The sequence below is a fragment of the Streptomyces nigrescens genome, assembly GCF_027626975.1.
Taxonomy (GTDB): domain Bacteria; phylum Actinomycetota; class Actinomycetes; order Streptomycetales; family Streptomycetaceae; genus Streptomyces; species Streptomyces nigrescens.
Map to the genome: position 1 here is coordinate 8,011,195 of NZ_CP114203.1, position 26,933 is coordinate 8,038,127.

At 69.9% G+C, this 26,933-nt stretch carries 24 protein-coding genes, 1 rRNA gene and 1 riboswitch; of the genes, 18 read left to right on the forward strand and 7 right to left on the reverse strand.

Going from position 1 to position 26,933, the window contains the following annotated elements; genetic code table 11:
* The first annotated feature begins 72 nt into the window (after positions 1-72).
* The 11 genes from rrf (at position 73) to STRNI_RS35605 (ending at position 10,511) form a co-directional block, all read left to right on the forward strand.
* Positions 73-189, forward strand: a 5S ribosomal RNA gene (rrf, locus tag STRNI_RS35555).
* Positions 190-335: 146 nt separating this feature from the next.
* Positions 336-944: a cardiolipin synthase ClsA gene (clsA, locus tag STRNI_RS35560; RefSeq protein WP_018093283.1), complete on the forward strand. Its 609-nt coding sequence runs from the start codon at positions 336-338 to the stop codon at positions 942-944.
* A 121-nt stretch (positions 945-1,065) separates the two neighbouring features.
* Positions 1,066-3,561 carry a mannose-1-phosphate guanyltransferase gene (locus tag STRNI_RS35565; protein ID WP_026170303.1) on the forward strand — a complete coding sequence of 832 codons (2,496 nt, stop codon included), beginning with the start codon at positions 1,066-1,068 and terminating at the stop codon, positions 3,559-3,561.
* A gap of 75 nt (positions 3,562-3,636) precedes the next feature.
* Complete coding sequence (locus STRNI_RS35570; protein ID WP_174876484.1) at positions 3,637-4,569, forward strand: DUF881 domain-containing protein; 933 nt, start codon at positions 3,637-3,639, stop codon at positions 4,567-4,569.
* Positions 4,566-4,898 (forward strand): small basic family protein, encoded by a 333-nt coding sequence (locus STRNI_RS35575; RefSeq protein ID WP_003984969.1) that lies wholly within the window; start codon positions 4,566-4,568, stop codon positions 4,896-4,898. The genes STRNI_RS35570 and STRNI_RS35575 overlap by 4 nt, the downstream gene beginning before the upstream one ends.
* 5 nt (positions 4,899-4,903) lie before the next feature.
* Positions 4,904-5,929 (forward strand): DUF881 domain-containing protein, encoded by a 1,026-nt coding sequence (locus STRNI_RS35580; protein ID WP_159490719.1) that lies wholly within the window; start codon positions 4,904-4,906, stop codon positions 5,927-5,929.
* 118 nt (positions 5,930-6,047) lie between these two features.
* On the forward strand, positions 6,048-6,896 hold the full coding sequence (locus STRNI_RS35585) for an FHA domain-containing protein (protein ID WP_078518836.1): 849 nt from the start codon (positions 6,048-6,050) through the stop codon (positions 6,894-6,896).
* A 17-nt stretch (positions 6,897-6,913) separates the two neighbouring features.
* Positions 6,914-7,660, forward strand: coding sequence for a transcriptional regulator FtsR (gene ftsR / locus STRNI_RS35590; protein ID WP_159490721.1), 747 nt, complete (start codon positions 6,914-6,916; stop codon positions 7,658-7,660).
* 56 nt (positions 7,661-7,716) lie between these two features.
* Positions 7,717-8,190, forward strand: coding sequence for a bifunctional nuclease family protein (locus STRNI_RS35595; protein WP_006606439.1), 474 nt, complete (start codon positions 7,717-7,719; stop codon positions 8,188-8,190).
* 186 nt (positions 8,191-8,376) lie between these two features.
* A complete protein-coding gene (locus tag STRNI_RS35600; protein ID WP_018093277.1) occupies positions 8,377-8,982 on the forward strand; it encodes a MerR family transcriptional regulator in 606 nt (201 codons plus the stop codon).
* A 65-nt stretch (positions 8,983-9,047) separates the two neighbouring features.
* Positions 9,048-10,511 carry a DNA polymerase IV gene (locus STRNI_RS35605; protein ID WP_277412689.1) on the forward strand — a complete coding sequence of 488 codons (1,464 nt, stop codon included), beginning with the start codon at positions 9,048-9,050 and terminating at the stop codon, positions 10,509-10,511.
* Here STRNI_RS35605 and STRNI_RS35610 read toward each other — a convergent pair.
* The gene (locus tag STRNI_RS35610; RefSeq protein WP_266441702.1) at positions 10,421-10,804 is read right to left on the reverse strand and encodes a PRC-barrel domain-containing protein; all 384 of its coding nucleotides are present in this window, start codon (positions 10,802-10,804) and stop codon (positions 10,421-10,423) included. The genes STRNI_RS35605 and STRNI_RS35610 overlap by 91 nt on opposite strands.
* 114 nt (positions 10,805-10,918) lie before the next feature.
* Positions 10,919-11,015, forward strand: a riboswitch (glycine riboswitch).
* Positions 11,016-11,203: 188 nt separating this feature from the next.
* Here STRNI_RS35610 and gcvP point away from each other — a divergent pair.
* Positions 11,204-14,089, forward strand: coding sequence for an aminomethyl-transferring glycine dehydrogenase (gene gcvP, locus STRNI_RS35615; protein ID WP_159490725.1), 2,886 nt, complete (start codon positions 11,204-11,206; stop codon positions 14,087-14,089).
* A 69-nt stretch (positions 14,090-14,158) separates the two neighbouring features.
* Here the strand turns inward: gcvP and STRNI_RS35620 are convergent, their stop codons facing one another.
* Both STRNI_RS35620 and STRNI_RS35625 read right to left on the reverse strand, forming a co-directional pair.
* Positions 14,159-14,353, reverse strand: coding sequence for a DUF5999 family protein (locus STRNI_RS35620; RefSeq protein WP_026170299.1), 195 nt, complete (start codon positions 14,351-14,353; stop codon positions 14,159-14,161).
* A 343-nt stretch (positions 14,354-14,696) separates the two neighbouring features.
* Positions 14,697-15,284: a hypothetical protein gene (locus STRNI_RS35625; protein ID WP_159490727.1), complete on the reverse strand. Its 588-nt coding sequence runs from the start codon at positions 15,282-15,284 to the stop codon at positions 14,697-14,699.
* A gap of 573 nt (positions 15,285-15,857) precedes the next feature.
* Between STRNI_RS35625 and STRNI_RS35630 the strand changes: the two genes are divergently transcribed.
* The gene (locus STRNI_RS35630) at positions 15,858-17,411 is read left to right on the forward strand and encodes a glutamate-cysteine ligase family protein (protein WP_277412690.1); all 1,554 of its coding nucleotides are present in this window, start codon (positions 15,858-15,860) and stop codon (positions 17,409-17,411) included.
* Positions 17,412-17,441: 30 nt separating this feature from the next.
* On the opposite strand, the gene STRNI_RS35635 is transcribed toward STRNI_RS35630, so the two are convergent.
* Complete coding sequence (locus STRNI_RS35635) at positions 17,442-19,229, reverse strand: substrate-binding and VWA domain-containing protein (RefSeq protein WP_277412691.1); 1,788 nt, start codon at positions 19,227-19,229, stop codon at positions 17,442-17,444.
* Positions 19,230-19,419: 190 nt separating this feature from the next.
* Between STRNI_RS35635 and STRNI_RS35640 the strand changes: the two genes are divergently transcribed.
* The gene (locus tag STRNI_RS35640; protein ID WP_381844641.1) at positions 19,420-20,229 is read left to right on the forward strand and encodes a CPBP family intramembrane glutamic endopeptidase; all 810 of its coding nucleotides are present in this window, start codon (positions 19,420-19,422) and stop codon (positions 20,227-20,229) included.
* A 69-nt stretch (positions 20,230-20,298) separates the two neighbouring features.
* On the opposite strand, the gene STRNI_RS35645 is transcribed toward STRNI_RS35640, so the two are convergent.
* Both STRNI_RS35645 and STRNI_RS35650 read right to left on the reverse strand, forming a co-directional pair.
* Positions 20,299-21,120 carry a PhzF family phenazine biosynthesis protein gene (locus STRNI_RS35645; RefSeq protein WP_277412693.1) on the reverse strand — a complete coding sequence of 274 codons (822 nt, stop codon included), beginning with the start codon at positions 21,118-21,120 and terminating at the stop codon, positions 20,299-20,301.
* Between the two features lie 284 nt (positions 21,121-21,404).
* Positions 21,405-22,277 (reverse strand): NmrA family NAD(P)-binding protein, encoded by an 873-nt coding sequence (locus STRNI_RS35650; protein ID WP_277412694.1) that lies wholly within the window; start codon positions 22,275-22,277, stop codon positions 21,405-21,407.
* A gap of 276 nt (positions 22,278-22,553) precedes the next feature.
* Here STRNI_RS35650 and STRNI_RS35655 point away from each other — a divergent pair, with 276 nt between their 5' ends.
* Positions 22,554-23,207, forward strand: coding sequence for a PadR family transcriptional regulator (locus tag STRNI_RS35655; protein WP_277412695.1), 654 nt, complete (start codon positions 22,554-22,556; stop codon positions 23,205-23,207).
* A 62-nt stretch (positions 23,208-23,269) separates the two neighbouring features.
* Here the strand turns inward: STRNI_RS35655 and STRNI_RS35660 are convergent, their stop codons facing one another.
* Positions 23,270-23,698, reverse strand: a complete 429-nt coding sequence (locus tag STRNI_RS35660) for a type II toxin-antitoxin system Rv0910 family toxin (protein WP_277412696.1) — start codon at positions 23,696-23,698, stop codon at positions 23,270-23,272.
* A 291-nt stretch (positions 23,699-23,989) separates the two neighbouring features.
* Between STRNI_RS35660 and STRNI_RS35665 the strand changes: the two genes are divergently transcribed.
* The 3 genes from STRNI_RS35665 to STRNI_RS35675 all read left to right on the forward strand — a co-directional run bounded on the left by STRNI_RS35665 (position 23,990) and on the right by STRNI_RS35675 (position 26,898).
* Positions 23,990-24,520 (forward strand): Clp protease N-terminal domain-containing protein, encoded by a 531-nt coding sequence (locus tag STRNI_RS35665; RefSeq protein WP_018093263.1) that lies wholly within the window; start codon positions 23,990-23,992, stop codon positions 24,518-24,520.
* Between the two features lie 49 nt (positions 24,521-24,569).
* Positions 24,570-25,736: an EamA family transporter gene (locus STRNI_RS35670; RefSeq protein WP_277412697.1), complete on the forward strand. Its 1,167-nt coding sequence runs from the start codon at positions 24,570-24,572 to the stop codon at positions 25,734-25,736.
* A 178-nt stretch (positions 25,737-25,914) separates the two neighbouring features.
* Complete coding sequence (locus STRNI_RS35675) at positions 25,915-26,898, forward strand: DMT family transporter (RefSeq protein ID WP_266441730.1); 984 nt, start codon at positions 25,915-25,917, stop codon at positions 26,896-26,898.
* Positions 26,899-26,933: the final 35 nt, after the last annotated feature.

The following is a 26,933-nucleotide window of genomic DNA, read 5'->3' on the forward strand; positions in this document are numbered from 1 at the left end:
TTGCTCGCGTCCACTGTGTAGGTTCTGAAGTAACGACCTGTGTCTTTGCCGGGTTGGTTAACTTCATAGTGTTTCGGTGGTCATTGCGTTAGGGAAACGCCCGGTTACATTCCGAACCCGGAAGCTAAGCCTTTCAGCGCCGATGGTACTGCAGGGGGGACCCTGTGGGAGAGTAGGACGCCGCCGAACAAATTTTGAGAAAGCCCCTTCGGAACGAAAGTTCCGAAGGGGCTTTTTCGCGTTTCTGTGATCTTGGGACCCGCGGCACGGCGTCGCCAGCGGTACAGGTAAGGTCAAGGGGCATCGTTGGTACATTTCCCACAGGAGGCTTCCGCGTGGAGGTCCAGGAGACGCGGGTCCAGACGGATCGCGTCCTCACCATCCCGAATATCCTGAGCATGGCTCGCCTCCTCGGCGTGCCGTTGTTCCTGTGGTTGATCCTGTGGCCGGTATTCGGTGGCCCGAAGGCCGATGGCTGGGCGCTGCTGGTCCTCGCGCTGAGCGGCGTCAGTGACTATCTGGACGGCAAGCTCGCCCGGCGCTGGAACCAGATCAGCAGTCTGGGCCGGATCCTCGACCCGGCCGCCGACCGCCTCTACATCCTCTCCACCCTCGTCGGTCTGACCTGGCGCGAGATCCTGCCGGTCTGGCTGACCGCGGCGCTGCTGGCACGGGAACTGATGCTGCTCATCGCGATCGGATTCCTCGGACGCCACGGATACGGGCCTCCCCAGGTGAACTTCCTGGGCAAAGCGGCTACGTTCAACTTGATGTACGCCTTCCCGTTGCTCCTCCTGAGCAGCGGAAGCGGCTGGCTTCACACGCTTGCTGCGGTTTTCGGATGGGCGTTCGCAGGATGGGGTACGGCGCTGTACTGGTGGGCAGGAATCCTCTACGTGGTCCAGGTCCGCCGACTCATCAGAGCGGACTCCACGGCCGACTGAGCTTTCCGGACCGGCAGCTGGTGCCAAGGCCCGGCGCCCGTACGCGATAGCAGGAACAGTGGGCGTTCTGGACAAGTGAAGTCGGCAAGACCGTCGTCTCTTAGAGGAGGACGCTTCCGACATGAAGGCCGTTGTGATGGCCGGCGGCGAAGGAACACGCCTTCGCCCCATGACGTCCAGCATGCCCAAGCCCCTGCTTCCGGTCGTCAATAGGCCGATCATGGAGCATGTGCTCAGGCTGCTGAAGCGGCATGGTCTCAACGAGACCGTCGTGACCGTGCAATTCCTTGCCTCCCTCGTCAAGAACTATTTCGGCGACGGAGAAGAGCTCGGAATGGAGCTCACCTACGCCAATGAGGAAAAGCCGCTCGGCACCGCAGGCAGCGTGAAGAACGCCGAGGAAGCCCTCAAGGACGACGCCTTCCTCGTCATCTCCGGTGATGCCCTCACCGACTTCGATCTCACGGATCTGATCCGGTTCCACAAGGAAAAGGGCGCTCTTGTCACCGTCTGCCTCACGCGGGTCCCCAACCCGCTCGAATTCGGCATCACCATCGTCGACGAGGCCGGCAAGGTCGAACGCTTCCTGGAAAAGCCCACCTGGGGTCAGGTCTTCTCGGACACCGTCAACACCGGCATCTACGTCATGGAGCCGGAGGTCTTCGACTATTTCGAGCCCGACGTGTCGGTCGACTGGTCCGGGGATGTCTTTCCGCAGCTCATGAAGGAAGGCAAGCCGATCTACGGCTATATCGCCGAGGGCTACTGGGAGGACGTCGGCACACATGAGAGCTATGTGAAGGCCCAGGCCGATGTGCTCGAAGGCAAGGTCGATGTCGAAATCGACGGCTTCGAGATCTCGCCGGGTGTTTGGGTCGCGGAGGGCGCCGAGGTCCATTCGGACGCGGTGCTGCGCGGTCCGCTGTACATCGGCGACTACGCCAAGATCGAAGCGGGTGTGGAGCTTCGTGAGCACACCGTCGTCGGCTCCAATGTCGTCGTCAAGAGCGGTGCGTTCCTCCACCGGGCCGTAGTGCACGACAACGTCTACATCGGTCAGCAGAGCAATCTGCGCGGCTGTGTGATCGGCAAGAACACCGACATCATGCGGGCCGCCCGGATCGAGGACGGCGCCGTCATCGGTGATGAGTGTCTGATCGGTGAAGAGTCGATCGTCCAGGGGAATGTGCGGGTCTATCCGTTCAAGACCATCGAGGCCGGTGCGTTCGTCAATACGTCGGTGATCTGGGAGTCCCGCGGCCAGGCGCATCTGTTCGGTGCCCGCGGGGTGTCCGGGATCCTCAATGTCGAGATCACACCGGAACTCGCGGTGCGGCTCGCGGGCGCGTATGCCACCACGCTGAAGAAGGGTTCCACGGTCACCACCGCGCGCGACCACTCCCGTGGCGCCCGGGCGCTCAAGCGTGCCGTGATCTCCGCGCTGCAGGCCAGCGCCATCGACGTACGCGACCTGGAGAACGTCCCGTTGCCCGTCGCCCGCCAGCAGACCGCGCGGGGCAGTGCCGGCGGGATCATGGTCCGTACGACGCCCGGTGTGCCGGACTCCGTGGACATCATGTTCTTCGACGAGCGGGGTGCCGACCTCTCGCAGGCCGGGCAGCGCAAGCTCGACCGGGTCTTCGCCCGCCAGGAGTACCGTCGCGCCTTCCCCGGCGAGATCGGTGATCTGATCTTCCCGGCCAGCGTCTTCGACTCCTACACCGGGTCGCTGCTGCGGGCCGTGGACACCACGGGCATCGCCGAGTCCGGGCTGAAGGTCGTCGTGGACGCCTCCAACGGCAGCGCGGGCCTGGTGCTGCCCAGCCTTCTGGGACGGCTCGGTGTCGACTCCCTGACCATCAACCCCGGGCTCGATGAATCCCGGCCGACCGAGACCCCTGACGCCCGGCGCGCCGGGCTCGTCCGGCTCGGCGAGATCGTGGCCTCGGCGCGAGCCGCCTTCGGTGTGCGCTTCGACCCCGTCGGCGAGCGGCTCTCCCTGGTGGACGAGCGAGGCCGGATCATCGAGGACGACCGCGCACTGCTGGTCATGCTGGATCTGGTCGCGGCCGAGCGGCGCACCGGCCGGGTGGCGCTGCCGGTGACCACGACCCGGATCGCCGAGCAGGTGGCGGCGTATCACGGGACGCAGGTGGAGTGGACGACGACCTCGCCCGACGATCTGACCCGGGTGGGCCGCGCCGACGGCACGGTCTTCGGCGGGGACGGCATGGGCGGCTTCATCATTCCGGAGTTCAGCAGCGTCTTCGACGGCGCGGCCGCCTTCGTCCGGCTGATCGGTCTGGTCGCCCGTACCCAGCTCACGCTCAGCCAGATCGACGCGCGGATCCCGCGGGCGCATGTCCAGCGCCGGGACCTGGCCACCCCCTGGGCCGTCAAGGGCCTGGTCATGCGGCATGTCGTCGAGGCCGCCGGCGACCGGGACGTGGACACCACCGACGGCGTGCGGGTCGTGGAGTCCGACGGCCGTTGGGTTCTGGTGCTGCCGGACCCCGCTGAGGCGGTGACGCACCTGTGGGCGGAAGGGCCGGATGACGCCTCCGCTCAGCAGCTGCTGGACGAGTGGTCCGCCGTGGTGGACAGCGCAGGACGCTGACCGGGGCTCCACCGGCGGGCCGTGAATCGGCACGCCGGTGGGGCCATTGGGAGACCGCGCGGCCGACGTGCGACGATGTGCGGCATGTCGCAGCAGCGCCCCGATCGGAGCAACCCGAACACGCCGGCCGCGCGCCCCGATGCGTCCATGTCGCTGCTGACCAACGTGATGGATCACAGTCTCGACGACGGATACGCCGAGGCCGCCGCGCGGAAGTCCGAAGCCGGGGTGCGAGGTCTGCCGCGTACTTTGCGGGCGAAGTTGGGCCTTGCGGCCGGTTTGGTGCTGGCCGCGATCGTCGTGACGGTGGGGGCGGCGCAGGCGCGGATATCAGCACCGACGCTCGCCAAGGAGCGCGAGGAACTGATCAACCGCATCCAGAAGGGCACCGGCGAGGCGGACGAACAGCAGAAGCGGGTCGATGCGCTCCGGGACGACGTCAGCAGGATGCAGCGCGACGCCCTGAAGAAGCACGGTGGCGACAAGGCCGAACTACTGGCCCTGCTGTCCGGTTCGACCCAGGTCACCGGTCCCGGTGTGAAACTCGTCGTGGACGATGCGAAGGGTGCGGCGTCCAGCGGCGGCGGTCCGCGCGAGAGCAGTGGTTTTTCGGACACCGGGCGGGTACGCGACAGGGATATGCAACGCGTTGTCAACGGCCTGTGGGCGTCCGGTGCGGAGGCCATCTCCGTCAATGGACAGCGGCTTACGTCACTCTCGGCGATCAGAGCCGCGGGAGACGCCATACTGGTCGACAACAAGCCACTGGTGCCGCCTTATACGGTGCTGGCGGTGGGGGACGGGCAGCGGCTGAGCACCGCGTTCCAGGACAGCGCCGACGGTCAGTACCTGCATGTGCTGCAGGAGAACTACGGCGTGCGCACCAGGATTTCCGCTGAGAACGAGGTCACGCTGCCGCCCGCGCCCAGCTTGATCGTACGTACCGCAAAGCCGCAGGCCGGTGCCGCCAAGGCGGACGGCGCCGACACAGGGAAGGGCACATCGTGATCGCCGTATTGGGCCTCATCGTGGGAGTCGTGGTCGGGCTTGTCGTCCGACCCGTGGTGCCGACGGTGGTCGAGCCCTACTTGCCGATCGCTGTCGTCGCGGCGCTGGATGCCGTGTTCGGCGGTCTGCGCGCCATGCTGGACGGCATCTTCGACGACAAGGTCTTTGTGGTCTCCTTCCTGTCGAATGTCGTCGTCGCCGCGCTGATCGTCTTCCTCGGCGACAAGTTGGGCGTCGGTGCTCAACTGTCCACCGGCGTCGTCGTGGTGCTGGGTATCCGGATCTTCTCCAACGCCGCCGCCATCCGCCGGCACGTCTTCAGGGCGTGAGGCGGATGACCGAGGACGAGACCCCGCAGCCGGGCAAGAAGCCGGAGCCGGAGAAGACGCCGGAGCAGGAGAACAAGCCGCAGCGGCCGGAGCTGGAGAAGAAGGCGGAGCGGCCGGAGCCGGACGAGGAGCGCGGTCCGGCGGGCCGGCGGCCGATGCCGCCGGAGAGCCGGAACACCTCCGAGCCTGCGGAGTCCGGCGACGGAGCCGAGAACCAGGAACCGGACAGTGCTGGACAGAAGCAGGGCAAAGGGGCAGACTCCTCGACTCCGGACGTCGTTGCCGATGACGACGGGAGTGCGGAACGCCCGAAGACGGGTCGGGAGCGGCTCGTTGCGAGTCTGTGGCCGCCGCGGCTGACCCGGGCTCAACTGATCGTTGCGCTGCTCCTGTTCATTCTCGGTCTCGGCCTGGCAATTCAGGTACGTTCCACAAGTGACAGCAGTGCGCTGCGAGGTGCGCGCCAGGAGGACTTGGTGCGCATTCTGGACGAGCTGGACAATCGCTCCCAGCGGTTGACCGACGAACAGCGGCGCCTGGAAGGGCAGAAGACCGAGCTGGCGAACAGCTCGGACCAGGCCGAGGAGGCCCGTAAGCAGACCGTGGAGAAGGAACAGCAGCTGGGCGTGCTGGCCGGGACCGTCGCGGCGCAAGGGCCCGGCATCAACCTGACCATCGACGACCCGACGCACTCCGTCGAGGCGGACAAGCTGCTGGACACCATCCAGGAGCTGCGGGCGGCCGGCGCGGAGGCCATCCAGGTCAATGATGTCCGGGTCGTCGCGGACAGCTCCCTCTCGGATGTCCGGGGTGGCGTGGAGATCGACGGCAAGTCCGTCATGCAGCCGTTCCGCTTCAAGGTCATCGGCAAGCCGGAGGACTTGGAACCGGCGCTGAACATCCCCGGCGGAGTGGTCCAGACGCTGGAAAAGGAGCAGGCCAAGGTGTCTGTGACCCGTGAGGAGAAGATCATTGTGAACGCCTTGCGAGAGGCGAAGCGGCCTGACTACGCTCGGTTGTCATCTCAGTGAGGCGTGCACGTATGTCGAGTGCCCAGGAAGGGCATGAGGTAGCGGGGGGTCGACGCACTGTGCGTGTGGTGTGTGGTGGAAACTGTCTGAAGGCCACGGACGTTCACAGGATGTCCGGATGGGCCGGTGTGTGCATCGAGGGTTCGTCCTGCCCCACGGGCGGGTCTGTTTCGTTCAAGGGGAATCGCCCGTGAAGTTGTTTGGAAAGCTGTTCGGCAAGAGCGCACGCCAGGAGGGCGGCAGCGGCTCCGCGCGGCATGCCGCCCCGCGCCAGCCCGACGAGAGCGGTGCGGCCGAGGGCCGTCCGCTCTTCCGTGATGAGGTCAGCGGTCCGTCCGGGGGGTACGGCGCGGGTTCTGTTGACCCCTCCGGTGCCGGCCGCATAGGTTCCCAGGAACCATCAGCCGCACACACGGGTGGAGGGTCCGCCTTGCCGGTTTGTACGAGGTGTGGGAACCAGAACGCCGAGGCGAGCCGGTTCTGCTCCAACTGTGGCGCGCCTCTGCGTGCGGGCGCTCAGCCCGAGCGGGCGTCCGAGACGACGTCGACCATCTCCATTTCGGGGCTGGAGGCCTACGACTCGGAGACGACGGGCCAGAATCTGGCACCGTCGCTGTCGCCCGAGGCCCAGGCGGCCGTGGACGCTCTCCCGTTGGGATCGGCGCTGCTGGTCGTCCGCCGGGGACCGAACGCGGGCAGCCGCTTCCTGCTGGACAGCGAGCTGACGACGGCGGGCCGGCACCCGCAGGGCGACATCTTCCTCGACGATGTGACGGTCTCGCGCCGTCATGTGGAATTCCGTCGCGGCCCGGACGGCCTCTTCACGGTCGCCGACGTCGGCAGCCTGAACGGCACCTACGTCAACCGTGAGCGGATCGACTCCGTTGCCCTCGCCACCGGCGACGAGGTCCAGATCGGCAAGTTCCGCCTGGTCTTCTACGCGAGCCAGCGAGGCGCCGGTATCTGACCGGCCGGGGAAGGCATATGCGCGATACACCGAAAGGCGGCGCCGGTTTTGCCGGCGCCGCCTCCTCGGACGGCAAGCCGGTGAGCATCGGCACGGTGCTCACCGCGCTGCGCGAGGAGTTTCCCGAGGTCACCATCTCCAAGATTCGCTTCCTGGAGGCCGAGGGGCTGGTCGAACCGAAGCGCACGCCTTCCGGCTACCGCAAATTCACACCGGCGGACGTCGAGCGGCTGGCTGCCGTCCTGCGGATGCAGCGGGACCACTATCTGCCGCTGAAGGTCATCCGGGAGCATCTGGACGCCCTGGAGCGCGGTGAGCAGGTGCCGCTGCCGGCCCCGGCCGCACCCTCCCGCGATCTTGTCGAGGGCGTGCACGACCCCGGTGCGGAGCGCCCTACGGCTGCCCGGATCGGCCGGGCCGAGCTGCTGGCCGCCGCGGAGGTGGACGAGGCGGCGCTCGCCGACTGGGAGTCCTACGGACTCATCGTCCCCCATGCGGACGGCGGATACGACCTCGAGGCCGTCACGGTGGCCAAACTTGTCGCGGACCTGGGCCGATTCGGTCTGGAGCCGCGGCATCTGCGTGCGGTGAAGGCGGCGGCCGAACGCGAGGCGGGCCTGGTCGAACAGGTCGTTGCACCCCTTCGGCGGCACCGTAACCCGCAGACCAGGGCCCATGCCGAAGCCACCGCCAGGGAGCTGGCAACGCTGTCCGTACGGCTGCATGCGGCCTTGGTGCAGAGCGCTCTGCGGGTCCGGCTGTAGCGAGCAAACGAGTGCCCGACTACCCAAACCGGCCGGGCACGTCCTAGGGTTGCTGTGTGAACGAGCTCGACGTCGTGGGTGTCCGGGTGGAAATGCCTTCCAGCCAACCGATCGTGCTCCTGCGGGAGGTGGGAGGCGACCGATACTTGCCCATTTGGATCGGGCCAGGGGAGGCCACCGCCATCGCCTTCGCCCAGCAGGGCATGGTCCCTGCCAGGCCGCTGACGCACGACCTTTTCAAGGACGTGCTCGAAGCGGTGGGCCAGGAGCTGACGCAGGTCCGCATCACGGATCTGCGCGAGGGGGTTTTCTATGCCGAACTTGTCTTCGCGAGCGGGGTCGAGGTCAGTGCGCGTCCGTCGGACGCGATAGCGCTGGCTTTGCGCACCGGCACGCCGATCTTCGGTACCGACGGTGTGCTGGACGACGCGGGGATCGCCATCCCGGACGAGCAGGAGGACGAGGTGGAGAAGTTCCGCGAGTTCCTCGATCAGATCTCGCCCGAGGACTTCGGGACCAACAGCCAGTGAATCGGCCAGGCGAACCGCCTGTTTCCGGCCAAACAATGAGCCCTTCCCTGTGCGAGGTCACGAGAAACCACTCGTAGGGTGATTATCACTCGGCGTGGCGAGCGCGGCGATCGTTGACGCACCCCGAGTGACTGCATACCGTCGATATGGCAGGTCCCGTCCGGGACGTGGAGGACGGAGGGCGGCGTGGCAATCACCGGCGACGGTATGGCGGCGGAAGGGGCGTTGCCGCTCCACTCGGGCGCAGCAGCGAACCCTGCCCCGGCACCGGCCGCGGCGGTGTCGGGGGACTGCGAGGCGCAGAACATTGGCTATCGCGGCCCGACCGCTTGTGCGGCAGCGGGCATCACTTACCGGCAGCTCGACTACTGGGCGCGTACGGGCCTGGTGGAGCCGAGCATCCGGCCTGCGTACGGCTCCGGCACCCAGCGGCTCTACAGCTTCCGGGACGTCGTGGTCCTGAAGATCGTCAAGCGGCTGCTGGACACCGGGGTGTCGCTGCAGAACATCCGCACCGCCGTGCAGCATCTGCGCTCGCGCGGGCTGGCGGATCTGACGCGGATGACGCTGATGAGCGATGGCGCGACGGTCTACGAGTGCACCTCGCCCGACCAGGTCGTGGATCTGCTCCAGGGCGGCCAGGGCGTCTTCGGGATCGCCGTGGGCGTGGTGTGGCGCGACGTGGAGGGCGCGCTGTCACAGCTCCACGGGGAGCGTGTGGACACCGGCGAGACGCTGGTGGGGAAGAACCCGCACGACGAGCTGGCGCGGCGGCGCAACCGGGCTGGCTGAGTCCCGGCGGAGTGCCCGGCCCGGCATCGGGCCGATTGTCAGTGGCATGGGGCAGCATCGGAGATGTGAGACCTGCCCCGACGATCCTGCATCTGGACATGGATGCGTTCTTCGCGGCCGCCGAGCAGGCGGCCAAGCCGAGCCTGCGCGGCAAACCCGTGGTGGTCGGCGGGATCGGCGCGCGCGGCGTGGTCTCCACGGCCTCGTACGAGGCCCGGGTCTTCGGTGTCCGCTCCGCGATGCCGACGGCCCAGGCGCGCCGGCTGTGCCCCAATGCCGCCTATCTCAGTCCTCGCTTCACGCTGTACCGCCAGGTGAGTGAGGTGGTGATGGAGCTGCTGCATGCGCTGTCGCCGCTGGTGGAGCCGCTGAGCCTGGACGAGGCGTTCGTCGACCTGGAGGCCGGTGGGGTGCCGGCCGAGACGGCGGCCGTACGCGCCGTGGGGGAGCAGCTGCGGCGCGACATCCGGTCCGCGACGGGCCTGACCGGCTCGGTGGGGCTGGCCGGGGCCAAGATGCTGGCAAAGATTGCGTCCGAAGCGGCCAAGCCGAACGGGCTGGTGGTGATCGAGCCGGGCACCGAACGGGAGCTGCTGGGCCCGATGACGGTGCGGACGCTGCCCGGGGTGGGCCCCGCGACGGCCGAGACACTGCGCCGGGCCGGGATCCACACCGTCGCGGAGACCGCGGAGGCCGGTGAGGCAGAGCTGGTGCGGCTGCTGGGCAGGGCACACGGCGCCGGGCTGTATGCGATGGCGCTGGGGCAGGACGACCGGCCGGTGGTGGCCGAGCGGGACGCGAAGTCCATCTCGGTCGAGGACACCTTCGAGGTCGATCTGACCGACCGGACGCGGGTGCGGAGCGAGGTGCTGCGGCTGGCGGACCGGTGCGTACAGCGGCTGCGGGCGGCGGGGCGCTCCGGGCGCACGGTGGTCATCAAGGTGCGCAACTACGACTTCTCGACGCTGACCCGTTCCGAGACGCTCCGTGGGCCCACCGACGACCCGGCGGTGATACGCGAGGCCGCTGTGCGTCTGCTGGAGACGGTGGACACCACGGGCGGGGTGCGGCTGCTGGGCGTGGGCGTGAGTGGCCTGGCGGACTTCACACAGGAGGATCTGTTCGCCCAGCTGGCGACGGAGCGGGAGGCGGAGGAGGCCGCGGCGGCAGCAGCGGCAGCTGCGGCGGAGGAGGCCGCCGGGGGGACGGAGCCGCACGAGGCCGAGGAGGAGCGGCCGCGGCGCTGGCATCCGGGGCTGGACGTGGTGCACGACGAGTACGGCGCCGGCTGGGTGCAGGGGAGCGGGGTGGGGAGGGTGACCGTGCGCTTCGAAACGCCATGGTCCGCACCGGGGAGGGTGCGGACCTTCGCTGTCGAGGACCCGGCGCTGCGGCCGGGAGAGCCCCTGCCGCTGGTGGGCGGGGCGCCGGCGGGTGGTCAGTCGTCCGAGCCGGCGATCTTGCCGAAGTTCTTGTCGCCGGAGCCGGGGGACACCGGATCGGTCGGGGAAGCAATATCCAGACGGTAGTGGTGATAGAGCTGAAGTTCCTGCTCAGGGGAGAGATGGCGGCCCACGCCGAAGTCCGGCGCGTCTTTGATCAGCTTGCGGTCGTAAGGAATGTGCAGGCCCTCACCGACCATCTTGCTGGGCTCCAGGGGGACGAACGCATCCCGGCTGAAGAGTCCGGTGCGCACGGCCGCCCACTCCGGTTCCCCCGTCGCATCGTCGAGGTAGACCTCGTCGATGGTCCCTATTTTCGCGCCGTTACGGTCGAACGCTTTGCGGCCGATCAGGCTTCGGGGATCGATATCGGTTTGCACGGCCCCTCCAATTGGTCGCAACTGCCCTGTGACAACTACCAAACGGCACATTTCATGCCCTGGCCACTCGAAGGATCCTTCGAGTGGCGCGCTGGTAGGCTGGCGATTGGCCGCAGACCCCGTGCGGGAGAGTCCTTGCCGTTCGCGACCAGGGCGCCGAAGGAGCAAATCCTCCCCGGAATCTCTCAGGCACATGTACCGCATGGACGAGGTCACTCTGGAAAGCAGGGCGGGCCACGGAAGGCACAGCGCCGGGACCCCTCCTCACCGACGGTGAAAGCCGGACCGCCACGCGCGGGCCGGTGAAGCTCTCAGGTTGAGATGACAGAGGGGGAGGCCGTCCGGGCACCCGTGCCGTGGTGCCCCTCGTAGGTCGTACTGACCAGGAGGCCCCCGCAGATGACCACCAATCGCATCTCCTTGACCGAGCTGGAACGCGGCACCCCCTTCGAGCGCCGGCACATCGGTCCCGACCACGCGGCGCAGGCCAAGATGCTTGCGCACATCGGCTTCGGGTCGCTGGACGAGCTCACCGCCGCCGCCGTACCCGATGTGATCAAGAGCGCCGAGGCGCTCGGCCTGCCGCATGCCCGTACCGAGGCCGAGGTGCTCAAGGAGCTGCAGGGCCTGGCGGACCGCAACCAGGTCCTGTCGTCCATGATCGGTCTCGGCTACTACGGCACGTTCACCCCGCCGGTGATCCTGCGCAATGTCATGGAGAACCCGGCCTGGTACACGGCGTACACGCCCTACCAGCCGGAGATCTCGCAGGGCCGCCTGGAGGCGCTGCTGAACTTCCAGACCATGGTCGCCGACCTGACCGGACTGCCCACCTCCGGTGCTTCGCTGCTGGACGAGGGCACCGCCGCCGCCGAGGCGATGGCGCTGTCCCGCCGGGTCGGCAAGGTCAAGCAGGGCGTCTTCCTGGTCGACGCCGACTGTCTGCCGCAGACGATCGCCGTGATCGAGACCCGCGCGGAGCCCACGGGCGTCGAGGTCGTGGTCGCGGACCTGTCCGACGGCATTCCGGCCGAGATCGCCGAGCGCGGTGTCTTCGGTGTGCTGCTGCAGTACCCGGGCGCCTCCGGTGCGGTGCGGGACCCCCGCGCCGTCATCGAGCAGGCCCACGAGCTGGGTGCGATCGTCACCGTCGCCGCCGATCTGCTCGCCCTGACGCTGCTGACCCCGCCCGGTGAGCTCGGTGCGGACATCGCCGTCGGCACCACCCAGCGCTTCGGTGTCCCGATGGGCTTCGGCGGACCGCACGCCGGCTTCATGGCCGTCCGTGACCAGTTCGCCCGCAGCCTCCCCGGCCGTCTGGTGGGCGTCTCCGTCGACGCCGACGGCAACAAGGCCTACCGCCTGGCGCTGCAGACCCGTGAGCAGCACATCCGCCGGGAGAAGGCCACCAGCAACATCTGCACCGCGCAGGTGCTGCTCGCCGTCATGGCCGGGATGTATGCGGTCTACCACGGGCCCGAGGGCCTGCGGACCATCGCCCGGCGCACCCACCGCTACGCCGCGGTCCTCGCCGAGGGCCTGCGGGCCGGCGGGGTGGAGATCGTGCACGGTGCGTACTTCGACACGCTGACCGCGCGGGTGCCCGGCCGGGCCGCCGAGGTCGTCGCCGCCGCCCGTGAGGCCGGGGTCAACCTCTGGCAGGTCGACGCCGACCTGGTCGGCATCGCCTGTGACGAGACCACCGGGCGTGCGGAGCTGGCGGGCGTCTGGGGCGCCTTCGGCGTGAACGGTGACGTCGAGCAGCTGGACGCGGCCGCCGCCGAGGCGCTGCCGCAGGCGCTGCTGCGCCACGACGACTACCTCGCCCACCCGGTCTTCCACGAGTACCGTTCCGAGACCGCGATGCTGCGCTACCTGCGCACCCTCGCCGACAAGGACTACGCGCTGGACCGCGGCATGATCCCGCTCGGCTCCTGCACGATGAAGCTGAACGCCACCACCGAGATGGAGCCGGTCACCTGGCCCGCGTTCGGCCAGCTGCACCCGTTCGCGCCGGCCGGCCAGGCCCAGGGCTACCTCACGCTGATCCAGGAGCTGGAGGAGCGGCTGGCCACGGTCACCGGCTACGACAAGGTCTCCATCCAGCCGAACGCCGGATCGCAGGGCGAGCTGGCCGGTCTGCTGGCCGTCCGCGCCTACCACCGCGCCAACGGCGACGAGCAGCGCACGGTCTGCCTGATCCCGTCCTCGGCGCACGGCACCAACGCCGCCAGCGCCGTGATGGCCGGAATGAAGGTCGTCGTCGTCAAGACCGGTGAGGACGGCGAGGTCGACACCGACGATCTGCACGCCAAGATCGAGAAGCACCGTGACGAGCTCGCGGTCCTGATGGTGACCTACCCCTCCACCCACGGCGTGTTCGAGGAGCACATCACCCAGATCTGCGCGGCGGTGCACGAGGCCGGCGGCCAGGTCTATGTCGACGGCGCCAACCTCAACGCGCTGGTCGGGCTCGCCGAGCCCGGAAAGTTCGGCGGCGATGTCTCGCATCTGAACCTGCACAAGACCTTCTGCATCCCGCACGGCGGTGGTGGCCCCGGTGTCGGCCCGGTCGGCGTCCGCGCCCACCTGGCGCCGTACCTGCCCAACCACCCGCTGCAGCCGGGCGCCGGCCCCGAGACGGGCGTCGGGCCGATCTCGGCAGCTCCCTGGGGCTCGGCCGGCATCCTGCCGATCTCCTGGGCGTACGTCCGTCTGATGGGCGCCGAGGGCCTCAAGCGCGCCACTCAGGTCGCGGTCCTCAGCGCCAACTACATCGCCAAGCGTCTGGAGCCGCACTACCCGGTGCTCTACACCGGCCCCGGCGGTCTGGTGGCGCACGAGTGCATCATCGACGTCCGGCCGCTGACCAAGGCGACCGGTGTGAGCATCGACGATGTGGCCAAGCGGCTGATCGACTACGGCTTCCACGCGCCGACGATGTCGTTCCCCGTGGCCGGCACGCTGATGATCGAGCCGACCGAGAGCGAGGACCTCGGTGAGCTGGACCGGTTCTGCGACGCGATGATCGCCATCCGCGCGGAGATCGAGAAGGTCGGCTCGGGGGAGTGGGCCAAGGACGACAACCCGCTGCGCAACGCCCCGCACACCGCGGGCGCGCTCGGCGGCGACTGGGCGCACCAGTACACCCGCGAGGAGGCCGTCTTCCCGGCCGGTGTCGACGCCGCGGAGAAGTACTGGCCGCCGGTGCGCCGTATCGACGGTGCCTTCGGCGACCGTAACCTCGTCTGCTCCTGCCCGCCGCTGGACGAGTACGACAACTGAGTCACCGCAGCATCAAGGGCCCTCGGCAGATCTGCCGGGGGCCCTGTGGTACGTGGTGGGCGCGGCGGGTCAGGCAGCGGCGATGGCCCGGGCGCGGTGCGGGGCGATGACCTGCCCGTCCGGGAGCAGCTCACCGGTGTCCTCGAAGAGCAGGACGCCGTTGCAGAGCAGGCTCCAGCCTTGCTCCGGATGGTGCGCCACAAGGTGTGCGGCCTCCCGGTCGGTGGAGTCTGCTGACGGGCATGGCGGTTGGTGCTGACACATGGAAGTTGTCTTTCGCTGCGGTGAAGTGAACGTCGTAGTGCGGCTCGATGAGCTGTTCATGGCCGCTCCCCCGTTTCTTTCGGTCGGTCCCAGTGTTGCCCCACGGACGGGATTCCGCAGGGATTTCGCAGCAGCGGTACTCACTCGATACGGACGCGTCACCCATGCGGGCGGTTGCTCCCAATTGCACTCCTCCCCAAGAGGGTTGGGAGTGGTATCCGCGGACTAGGCCGCGTGGGTGAGCACGACAGAGCGCCCCGCGGCCGGACGGGGCCGCGGGGCATGCTCGGGCGGGACGGCGGGCGCCGGGTTCCGCGCGCGAAGGCGCGCCGGCGCTGCCGGGTCAGGCGGGTTCGGCGAGCAGCGGGGCGGGCGTGAGCCGCAGGGTGAGCCGGGGGAGCAGATCGGCGATGCGGTGCGGGCGGTGTGCGGCGATGCCCGGCGGGGCAGGCGCCAGAGGTATCAGCAGGTCACCGGGCGCGGGCAGCCCCTGCGCGCCGTCGGAGGTGAGGTCGTGATGCAGCCACAGCGTGAGCATGTACAGCTCGGGGACGGACAGCAGACGCGGCTGGTAGGGCGTGGCGAGTGACTCGGCCTGCGCCAGCGCCTGCTCGGTCGCGGCGACGTAGGGGCCGCCGCAGAAGCGCCCGAAGGTCCAGCCGTCCGCGGTGAGCACCGCCTCGGCGGTCGCCACGGCACGCTCCCCGCCGCGGACCAGGAAGCGCCAGCCCGCCAGTCGGGTGTGCGGGGTGCCGCCGGCCCGGCTGACGTCGTCCCAGACATGGACGGGCAGCGGGTGGTCGGGGCTGAGCGGACCCTGATGGGCGCGCAGCGCGGAGACAGGGGCGTCACACACCGCGGTGGGCGAGCCGAGAGCGGCGAGAACACTGCGCAGAGCGGGCGCGGGGGCAGGGGGGAGGTGCAGCGGCATGGTGGGTCGCCTCTCACTTCGGAGACACGGCGGAGCGTGGCTCGGAGACACGGTGGAGCGTGGCGGGTGCAAACGGCGTTGTCTGCGTGCGGGGTCAGAGCAGGGCCGGCGGGCTCAGCCGCTGGGCCCCGGAGACGGTGAGATCGCCGAGACGCTGGGCGCCAAGTCTCTGCCTCGTAAGCGGAGTTTATACGACGTATGTTCCGAAAGTGTTTCTGCTACCGGCCTTGCGGATTTCCGGCAAGGGGAAATCCGGACCGCTGTGCGAGGTGCTTTACACCCCTTTGTGCGGCGTTTTGAAGACGCCACCTCGTATTGCCTTACCAATGCGGTAGGCCGGAACTCGTTGGTGTTTCTCACGAGCGAAATGCCGTTGGCGAGTGCCTCCGAGATATGCCTATGGGAAGTGCCGGACGCTGCACCACTTCGAGCCTATCGGCACCGGCATGCTCCCGCGGCGTTATTGATCAGATTGCCGGGGCATCATCGACCGTAGCGCGAGCCCCGGCGGTGTCGGGGACGGCCCCAAGCGGCCCGTGGCAACGGGCTGTTCACTCGAGGAGGGACCCTTCGATGGGGGAGAAGGTCGCCGCGGACGGGATCGATCTGGCGGACCGGGAGCGTTATCGAAGAAAGCTTCACGACTGTCTCGATGGATTGCACAGGCTCCTGGCGGAGAAGCGGTTCGACCGGCCCAGGAATCTCATGGGTCTGGAGATCGAACTCAATCTTGCCGGCGCCGACGGACTGCCCCGCATGATGAACTCTCAAGTACTGGAGCGCATCGCCAGCGGGGATTTCCAGACCGAACTCGCCCAGTGCAACCTCGAGGTCAACATCCTGCCGCACCGCTTGAGCGGCCGTGTGCTGGACCAGCTCGCCGAGGAACTCCGTACGGGGCTCGGCTACGCCGAGAGGAAGGCCCGGGAGGTCGCCGCCAGGATCGTGATGATCGGCATTCTGCCGACCCTGCACGCCACCGACCTCACGGCCGCCAGCCTCTCCGAGAACGACCGCTACGTCCTGCTCAACGACCAGATGCGGGCGGCCCGCGGCGAGGACTTCGCCCTGGACATCCGGGGCGTCGAGCATCTGGTCTCCCGTTCGCCCTCGATCGCGCCGGAAGCCGCCTGTACGTCGGTCCAACTGCATCTCCAGGTGACACCGGGCCGCTTCGCCGCTGTCTGGAACGCGGCCCAGGCCATCGCCGCGGTGCAGGTGGCGGTCGGCGCCAACTCGCCGTTCCTCTTCGGCCGTGAGCTGTGGCGCGAGTCCCGGCCGCCGGTCTTCCAGCAGGCCACCGACACCCGCTCGCCCGAGCTGCAGGCCCAGGGAGTGCGCCCCCGTACCTGGTTCGGTGAGCGCTGGATCGACTCCGCGTACGACCTGTTCGAGGAGAACGTGCGGTACTTCCCGCCGCTGCTGCCGGTGTGCGGGTCACAGGAGCCGCTGCGGCTCCTGGATGAGGGCGGGGTGCCCGACCTGTCCGAACTGGTCCTGCACAACGGCACGGTCTACCGCTGGAACCGCCCCGTCTACGCGGTCGCCGACGGCGTCGCGCACCTCAGGGTCGAGAACCGGGTGCTGCCGGCCGGCCCCACCATCGCCGACGTCATCGCCAACACCGCCTTCTACTACGGCCTGGTGCGGGCCCTGGCCGAGGAGTCGCGACCCATATGGACGCGGCTCCCGTTCGACGCCGCGGCCCGCAACTTCGACTCCGCGTGCCGGTACGGGATCGACGCCACCCTGGACTGGCCGCGTCCCGGGCGGGCGGGCGGTGTCGCCGATATCCCGGCCGTACGGCTGGTACGCAAGGAGCTGCTGCCGCTGGCGGCCCGCGGACTGGACGCCTGGGGGGTGGAACCGGCCGACCGTGACCACTACCTCGGCATCATCGACGAGCGCTGCCGGCGCCGGGTGAACGGGGCGTCCTGGCAGGCAGCGGCCTTCCACCACGCCCTGCGCCACGGTCTGGACCGGGACGCCGCGCTCGCCGCGATGACCCGGCGCTACAGCGAGCTGATGCACACGGGGAAGCCGGTGCACACCTGGCCGGTCGCCTGGCCGGTCGCCGAGCGCTCCGCCGTACCGGGACAACGGCAGGCGGCGACGGAGGGAGCGTGAGGGCTGTCCGTCGCCGGGGCCCGGAGCCGTTCAGCGGGGTCCGTTGCTGCCCGCCGCCATGATGGCCTTGAGCATCACCTGGTGGATCTGCGACGGGTCGCTGACCAGGTGTGTCGAGCCGCCGGTGGGTTTCACGATGCGGTCGAGGGCCGAGGTGTCGGCCTGCGGGCCGATCGCGAGGGCGATCAGCGGCACCGGCCGCTTCGGGTCGGAGAGCTTCTCCAGCTTGCCCACCAGGGCGTCGAGGCCGATGCCGTGGGCGTCGTCGTTGGTGCCGTCGGTGACGATGACCAGCGCGTTGAACTTCCCGCTCGCATAGGCCGAGCGGGCTTCCTCGTACGCGGCGAGCGTGGTGTCGTACAGGCCGGTGGCGCCCTGGGGCTGCGGGGCCAGCGCGCGGAAGGCGTCGGCGAGCGCTTCGCGGTGGCTGCTGCCGTCCTCGTCCCGGCCGCCGAGCCGCTCGGTGGGGGAGAGCTCCACGTAGTCCTTGTCGCCGTCCAGTGTGGTGGCGAATTTCCACAGCCCGATCTCGTCGTCGGAGGTGAAGGTGGTCAGTGCCTGGAGGAGGGAATTCTTGGCGAGGTCCATCCGGGACCGGCCGCTGTGCCCCGGGACCGGTGCGCCCATCGACGTCGAGGCGTCCACGACGGTGGAGAGCCGGGCGCTTTGCACCGTGATCGTCCACATGCCCATCAGGGCCTGGAGTTCCTTCACCGCCGGCGGCTCGGCGGGGGCGGCGGAGTACGGCTGCGGGTCGCGTCCGCCGGCCGTCGTGACCACCTTCGGGTCCGCCTCGCCGTTGGCGGCCCGGAAGCCGTGCCGGCGCAGCGCACGCTGTCCGGCGGGCTCGCTCAGCAGCGTCATGAAGCGGTTGGCGGCGCGCGACTGTTCAGGGCCCGTCTCGCTGTTGTCGACCAGGGTGTAGGGGTAGTCGAGCCGGGCCGTGCCGCCCTCGGGGTAGATCAGGTCCAGATCCGGCCCGCCGTCCGCGCGCGTGTTGTGGGCGAAAGCGGCCTGCTCGGACAGCAGCAGCGCCTGGTTGCGGCGCGGATTGTCCTGCTCCTTACCGGAGCCGTCGCGGGGCAGGGTGGCCATGGCCTGCCCGTCGCCGTCCGCGACCCGCTGGTTGAGCAGCCTGGCCGTGGCGGCGGTGCGGGTGTCCGCCGTCACGTGGTCCGGTGCCTCCTTGGCGTGGGCGGCGCTGATGCGGGCCAGTGAGAGCAGTCCGGTGGCGCTGTGGGACGGGTCGGCGACGCCCAGGCGCAGGGCGTCGCCGGACGCCGTGGCGCGGGTCAGTTCCGTCCAGGTGTAGGTCTTTGCCGGCCAGCCCAGCGACTTGGCGGCCCGGGGTACGGCGCCCAGTGCGATCGGGGACGAGGCGAGGGTGCCGGCGGCGGTCAGCGGGGTCCCGCGCTCCGCCTCGACCCGGTCCACCCACAGGCTCGAATCCGGTATCCAGACCTGGAATTCGGGGTCGACCGGCCGCTGTCCGAAGGCGTCGGCTATCTCGTGGGCGGCTCGCGCGGTGACCTTGACGTCCAGACATCTGCCGTCGGTGCGTGTCGCCCCCTCCCGCGCCGACTTGGCCACCGCTTCGATCGCCGGGGCGATATCGGGCGAGGCGGCCACATCGAGCCGTGTCGCCTCGCCGTCGCACGGCCCCCCGAACGGGAGCAGACCGCTGTCCAGCGCCACGACCGTGCCGGCGGCGACGGTCAGCACGAGGCCGGTGGCGAGGACCAGCGCGCGCGGACGTGCCCCGCGGCGGGCCCCTGTGCGCGCCGGTGCGGGGGCGTCGGGCAAGCTGTGTCGTCCCATTGCGGTAGCGCCTCTCCTTCTCGGAGTTCGACCGGGATGCGCTGGGGGGAAAACGCGCCATCTGGATGGCGCCCGTCCCCGGCCTGTCGCGCGCGATCTTCGTACCTGCTGCCGAGACCCTAGCGGGGCGGTGGTGGCGACGAGGCGGTAATGCTGAAGCGGAGGAAGTGTGCAGTCGGATACAAGTCCCGTGGCCGATGCGGACGTTCCAGGTCAAGGGTCTGGTGACGGGCTCGTCGGGGAGCCGTCCCGGAGCATCCTGCGGAGCGAGACATGGATCGTGCTGGCCCTCTCGCTGGGGGCCAGCGGGCTGTCGGCGCTGATCAGCTTCATCGGGTCGGTGACCAAGCCCGGTGGTCTCAAGGACCAGGCGGCCACGCTCAACGGCTCCCAGGCGCCCGGCCGGCCTTGGCTGGATCTCGCCTGGCAGCTGTTCGGTATCGCGACCGCCCTGGTGCCCGTGGTGCTGGTGGCGCATCTGCTGATGCGTGAACGGGCCGGCGGCCTGCGCGTGCTCGGTTTCGACCGGCGGCGGCCCGGCTTCGACCTGAGCCGCGGCGTCGTGCTGGCGGCCGTCATCGGCGGCAGCGGTGTGCTGCTGTATCTGGGTGCGCGGGCGACCGGATTCAATCTGACGGTGGTCCCCGAGGCGCTGCCCCATGTGTGGTGGAAGATCCCGGTGCTGATCGCCTCCGCGGTGCAGAACGCCGTCCTGGAGGAGGTCATCGTCGTCGGGTATCTGCTGCGCAGGCTGGGGCAATTGGGCTGGTCGCCGTTCGCGGCACTCGCGGCCAGCTCGGTGCTGCGCGGTTCCTACCACCTCTACCAGGGCATCGGCGGTTTCGTCGGCAACATGGTGATGGGCGCGCTCTTCGTCCTGCTCTACCGGCGGTGGGGCCGGGTCGGGCCGCTGGTCGCCGCCCATGCCCTGATCGACATCGTGGCGTTCGTCGGCTACGCACTGCTCGCCGGACGGGCGGGGTGGCTGCCGACGCCATGAGGCGGTGGAGGCGCGGGGCACCGGCGGTGCCTGCCGCGCCTCCCGGGGGCCGTGGCCGTGCGGGCCGGCTCAGCCGGTGACCAGCAGTTCCCCGTCGATGACCGTGACCGCCGACCCGGTCAGCAGCGTACGGTCGCCGCGCAGCTCGGTCCGTACGAAGCCGGTGCGGGCGGCGCCCTGCAGGCCGACCAGGGAGGCACGGCCCAGCCGCGCCGACCAGAAGGGGGCGAGCGCGGTGTGCGCGCTGCCCGTTACCGGGTCCTCGTCGATGCCCACCCCGGGGAAGAAGCAGCGTGAGATGAAGTCGTAGCCGCCGTCGGGGTTTTCGGCGCGCGCGGTGGTGATCACCCCGCGGCCGCCGTGCCCGGCGAGCGCCTTGAGGTCCGGGGCCAGCGCCCGTACGGACTTCTCGTCGGGCAGCTCGACCAGGAGATCGCCGACATCGGGGCCGGTGTCGTGCGCGGAGCGGATCTCGGTGCCCAGCGCGCCCGCGACCACCGGCGGTACCTCGACGGGGGTGAGCGGGGCGGTCGGGAAGTCCATGGTGATCGCCCCACGGTCGTCGTCCGTCGTGGTGAGCACCCCACTGCGGGTGCGGAAGCGGACCGTACCGCTCGCCGTCCCCGTGGTGTGCAGGACATGCGCGGTGGCCAAAGTGGCGTGCCCGCACATGTTCACCTCGGCGGCCGGGGTGAGCCAGCGCAGTGCCCAGTCGGCGTCGCCGCCCGCGGGCAGCGGGTGTGCGAAGGCGGTCTCGGAGAGATTGACCTCGGTGGCGACCCGCTGCAGCCAGGCCGTATCGGGAAAGTCGCCGGAGTCGAGGAGTACGACTCCCGCGGGGTTGCCGGCGAACGGACGCTCACTGAAGGCGTCGACGATGCGAATCCTCATGGCCGCGAGCGTAGAGGTGCCACAGAGCCACAGGCCAAGGCCAATCCGGGGGAATTGGCCTTGGGAGGGAGCCGCAAGGGGCGGTGGGGGCGGCCGCCCGACCCTGTCCCGTCTCTGCCGGCCTGGCCCCTCCTCGGACGAACCGGTCCGCTTGCTCGTCGTCTCAGACGATCGGGTCCGTCGGTTTGCCTGAGATGAGGTGCGGCGAGCTCCCCGGCGCGTCGGCCTCAGCCCCGGGATCCGTCAGGGGCCACAGTCGACCACCGCTGCGGCACGGGGCGGGGTCAGGTACCGGACACGGCGGGCATGAGCAGATCGGTCGCGAAGTCCTCGACCGAGCGCGGCGGGCGGCCGAGCACGCGCTGAACACCGTCACCGAGACCTGCCACGCCCTCTTGGTGATAATTCGAATACAGCCCCTGCAAACCGTCGATGACCTGCGGCGTGATTCCACGGTCCGCGAGCGCTGCCCGCCAGGCGCCGTCCAGTGGAATATCGACGTACCGCACCGGCCTGCCGAGAACGGCGCCGAAGCGTTCGCAGAGCACTGGCAGCGTCAGTGTCTGCGGGCCACTGATCTCGATCTCACCACCGATCGGATGCGCCGCCAGGAGTTCGGCGATCGCGACCTCCGCGATATCCCGCACGTCTACGTAACCCCTGGCACCAGGTCCGGCGGGATCGGCCAGCGTGCCCTTGGCGATCGAGGCCGCTGCCGGGAGGAAGTTCTGCAGGAAACGGTCGGGCTGAAGAACAGTCAGTTCCGGGACACCGGTGCTTCGCAGTCGTTCGGTGATCGTGTCATGGGCGCTGGTGACGGCGTCCGGGACGATCCCGTCGCCACTGAAAGCTCGGGCGCCAAGTTTGATGATCCGGCGCGCACCGGCCTCGATGGCGGCAAGGCCGAGGTTCGTTTCGGCGGCGACCTGGTCTTCGGTGAAGGGATGTGCAAGATATAGCCGGTCCACGCCGGCGACCGCACCCCGGATGTCCGCTGCATCGGTGACATCCCCACGGAAGACCTCACCACGGACCTTGCCGAGCGCCTTGGCGCCGGCTTCGGAGCGAACGAGGAAGCGCACATCACTCCGGTCGCGCAGCGCCTCGGTCAGGTATCGCCCCACGGTTCCGTTCGGCGTAGTGACCAAAATGGGCATGGATCCCCCTCCATGAACGTGATCAAGGCCGCTCCCGTCCCAACAGGGCCTGGATCCGGCGAATTCCCAGCCCGGGAACCGGGCGGCGACTTTGGACGCGAACCGGCCCGTCGCACAGTCCCGCAATGGACGTCGACGGTGCCCGTGCACCGTGTCCACGTACGACAACTCGACGTACGGCGCCGTCTGGTCCACCGCTCTTGCTTCGGCGAACAGTCCCGATATATCGTTGACGCATCGCGACTGATCAACGATAGAGAGATGGAGGACGTCATCATGCGTTCCCACGGACATGAACACGGACACGAACACGGGCATGAGCGTCGGCATGAGCACTGCGGGCCCGGGCGTCACGGCGGCCGCGGCGACTTCCCGGGCGGCTGGGAGCGACGGCGTGCGGCCTTCGGCCCGTTCGGCCCGCCCTTCGGAGGCCCGCCGATCGGTGGCCCGCCCTTCGGGGGCGGCCGGGGGCGTGGCGGACCGCGTGGCCGGGCGCGCCGCGGCGATGTGCGCGCCTCGATCCTGGCGCTGCTCAAGGACCGTCCGATGCACGGCTACGAAATGATCCAGGAGATCGCCGAGCGCAGCGGCGGGGCATGGAAGCCCAGCCCCGGCTCGGTCTATCCGACGCTGCAGCTCCTTGAGGACGAGGGGCTGATCACCAGCGCCAGTGAGGGCGGCAAGAAGCTGTTCTCGCTGACCGACGCCGGGCGCACCGAGGCCGACAGCGGCTCGGACGCCCCCTGGGAGGAGGCCGGCCGCGGCGTCGACTGGGAGGCGATGAACGAGATCCGCAAGGCGGGCGGCGGCCTGGTCGAGGCCTTCCGGCAGGTGTGGGCCACCGGCACTCCCGAACAGCGGGAGAAGGCCATGGCGGTGGTCAACAAGGCGCGCAAGGAGCTGTATCTGATCCTCGCCGAGGAGGACTGAGTGCGGAGTGAGCGGGGTGGTGCGGCCTTCGGGGGCCGGGGTGAGGGCCGGCCCCCGAAGGGTCAGGTGACCAGGGCGGCGAGCTTGCGCAGCGACTCGTTCAGTGCGGCGCCCGCCGAGTCCTTGAGCTTGCCGGCCATCAGCGAGACCGCGGCGCCGGTGAACGCCCCGTCGATCCGTACGGCCGTCGCCCCGCCGTCCGGGGTGAGCTCGTAGCGCATCCCCAGGCTGACGCCCATCGGGCCCTTGCCCTCGATGTCGAGCAGCCGGCCGGGCTCCAGCTCCCGCACGGTCCAGGCGACCTCCGCGGGGAAGCCCATCAGCTTCATGTTCTCGTCGAAGCCGGCGCCCACTTCGAGCGATTCCGGACCGCCCTTGGGGAAGGCGGTGTGGGTGGCGTTCCACTCCCCGTAGGAGTCGAAGTCGGTGAGCCGCTCCCAGACCTTCGCGGCCGGTGCCTCGATGCGGGCCTGTGCGGTGACTTCGGCCATGCGATCACCCCTTCGGTGACGATCCCCGGCTGGTGCCGCGGAACGTATCCCCGCCGGGGTGAAGGTTCAATAGCGAGGACCTGCCATTGCTGATGAGGCGTCAGATTTCGGGGGCGGGGTGGCCGTGGCAGAGGGGCGGTCGTCCCGTCCCCGTATGTCCGGCCTCCACGATTCCCCTGCATCTCCTCCGCAAGGATGAGATCGGGTGTGGCCGTGCGCAACCAGCGTGGGAGACACAAATGCTTCCCGCCGGTGATGCTCCGGCATCCAGAGGCTGGTGGGGTGGGTGCTGTGCAAAACCGTACTGCGTACAGTGGGGGCGAGAGCCCCGCCCCGGAGGACCTCGCCACACAGCTCACCGTCGAGCTCGCGTCGGTCGTATCCGCTGCCCGCAGGCGGGCCACCCGCGACGGCGACCGGCAGGTCGACACCGCGCATCTGCTGCACGGCCTCCTGGAATGGGATCCCGCCGTACGCGATGTCTTCGACGGCGCACCGCAGGTCGCCCGGCTGCTCGGCTACCTCGTCCAGCGCAGCATCGGCTACGGACTCCAATGGCACGGCACCGTCGAGGATTCCGGTGCGGTCCCCGTGGTTGCCGAGGGCGCCGTGCCCGGATGGTCGCCGGCCGCGGCCGCCGCCATGGACGGTGCCCTGGACCGCGCCCATGCCCGCTACGCCACCCGCGCGGGCTGCCTCGACCTGCTCGCCGCGCTGGTGGACGACCCCGAATCGCGGGCCGTCGAGGTGCTGCGACGGGCCTCCGTCGACACCGCCCGGCTCGCCGGCCGTCTGGACGGAGAGCGCCCCGGCCAAGACTGACAGGGGTCTCGGGGGTGGCACTGCTGACCACGGCTGCCATGATGGCCGGATGCACGCGTCTTCGGGGAGCCCGGCAGGAACATCGACCGGCTCGGGCCAGGGAATTTCCGGGTCCTTGGGGGGCCGGCAGTCATCACCCGCCCTTGGGGTGCGCCGTCTTCGGGTGCCCGGAGGACGCGGTGCCGGCCTCGGTATCGCCCTGCTGTCCGCGCTCGCCTTCGGCGGCTCGGGCGTCGCCGCCAAGCCCCTGATATCCGCCGGCCTCGAACCGCTGCAGGTCACCTGGCTGCGGGTGGCCGGGGCGGCGCTGGTCATGCTGCCGATCGCCTGGCGCCACCGGGATCTGGTGCGCCGCCGGCCGGCGCTGCTCGCGGGTTACGGGCTGCTCGCCGTCGCCGGCGTCCAGGCGTGCTACTTCGCCGCCCTCTCCCGTATCCCCGTCGGCGTCGCGCTCCTCATCGAATATCTGGCGCCCGCCCTCGTGCTGGGCTGGGTCCGCTTCGTCCAGAAGCGGCCGGTGACCCGGGCCGCGGCGGTCGGTGTGGTGCTGGCCGTCGGCGGGCTCGCCTGTGTCGTCGAGGTCTGGTCCGGGCTGAGCTTCGACGCCATCGGCCTTGCGCTCGCGCTCGGCGCGGCCTGCTGCCAGGTCGGCTACTTCGTGCTCTCCGATCACGGCTCCGACGGCGACGACGCGGTGGACCCGCTCGGTGTGATCGCCTACGGCCTGCTGACCGGCGCCGTCCTCCTCACCGTGATCGCCCGCCCCTGGGGCATGGACTGGGCGGTGCTCGGCGGCGGTGCGGACATGAACGGGACGCAGGTGCCGGCCGTTCTCCTGCTCGCCTGGATCGTGCTGATCGCGACGGTGGCGGCCTACCTCACCGGCGTGGTGTCGATCCGCCGGCTCTCGCCGCAGGTGGCCGGAGTGGTCGCCTGTCTGGAGGCGGTCATCGCGACGGTCCTGGCCTGGGTCCTGCTCGGCGAGCACCTCTCCGCACCGCAGATCGTCGGCGGGGCGGTGGTGCTGGCCGGCGCCTTCATCGCGCAGTCGGCCAAGCCGAAGGCGACGGAGACGGTACGGGTGGCCGGAGCCGGGACGGGGACGGGCGACGGCGCGGGCGCCCCCGGGGGCAGCGGGTCTCCGGAGACCCCGGCCACTCCGGCTTCCGCGCCCCGGACCGGGGACGACTTGTCGGCCGGTTCCTGTGCGACATAGGGTGCCGATCATGCATTCGACTGTGCTGCCCCCTCCCGCCGCGTAACGCGGGCGGCGGCCTCCGAGGAAACCCCGGCCCGGGCTGGTTCCCGAGCCGCTTGTCGCTGCCTGCACACGGGACCACGCGACCATTCCACGGCGTATGACGCCGTCCTGGATTTCCCGGAGCACCTCTCACATGCATGCCACTCCTTCCTCCGCCCTGCCCGTGGGCCGGGGGCTGTTGTACGTCACCCTCGCCGCGACCGCCTGGGGCACCGCGGGCGCGGCCGCCGCCCTCCTCTACCGCGGCAGCGGACTGGGCCCGCTCGCCCTCACCTTCTGGCGCACCTTCGGCGGGCTGGTCCTCCTGCTCGCCGTACGGGCGTTGCTGCGCCGCCGGTCCGGCACCGTCGCGGTCCCCGCGCCCGCTCCGTATGAGCCGCTGCGCCGGCGCCTGCCCCGGATCGTGATGACGGGCATCGCCCTCGCCGTCTTCCAGGCCGCCTACTTCGCCGCCGTCGAAGCCACCGGGCTGGCCGTGGGAACCGTCGTCACCATGGGGGCGGGCCCCGTCCTCATCGCCATCGGGGCGCGGGTGACGATGGGCGAACGGCTCGGCGCGGGCGGGGTCCTGGCCGTCGCCGGGGCCCTGGCCGGGCTGGCTGTCCTGGTCCTCGGCGGCGATGGCGGCACCACCGTCCGTCCGGCCGGGGTCGGCTATGCCCTGCTGTCGGCGGCCGGCTGTGCCGCGATGACGCTGATCACCAGGCGGCTGGGCAAGGGCGGCGGCAGCGATCCGTACGCCTCGACGGTCAGCGCCTTCGCGGTCGGTGCGCTGTGCCTGCTGCCGCTCGCGGCGGTGGAGGGGCTGTGGCCCCAGGCGCATGACCTGGGCCGCAGCCTCTGGCTGCTGGTCTATATCGCGGCGGTGCCGACGGCGCTGGCCTACGGGCTGTACTTCGCGGGCCTGGCCGCCGTCCGTGCGGCGACCGCGTCGGTGATCTCACTGATCGAGCCGGTGTCGGCCGCGGCGATCGCGGTGCTGTTCCTCGGGGAGCGGCTCACCATGGCGACGGCGATCGGAACGGGTGTGCTGCTGACGGCCGTTGCCGCGCTGGCGGTGACCGAGGCGCGCGGGGCGGTGACGGCCGCGCGCTCGGCGGCGCCGGTGGCGGGCTGAGGACGCGGGTGCCCGGCCGGCGGTGTCGGCCGGGC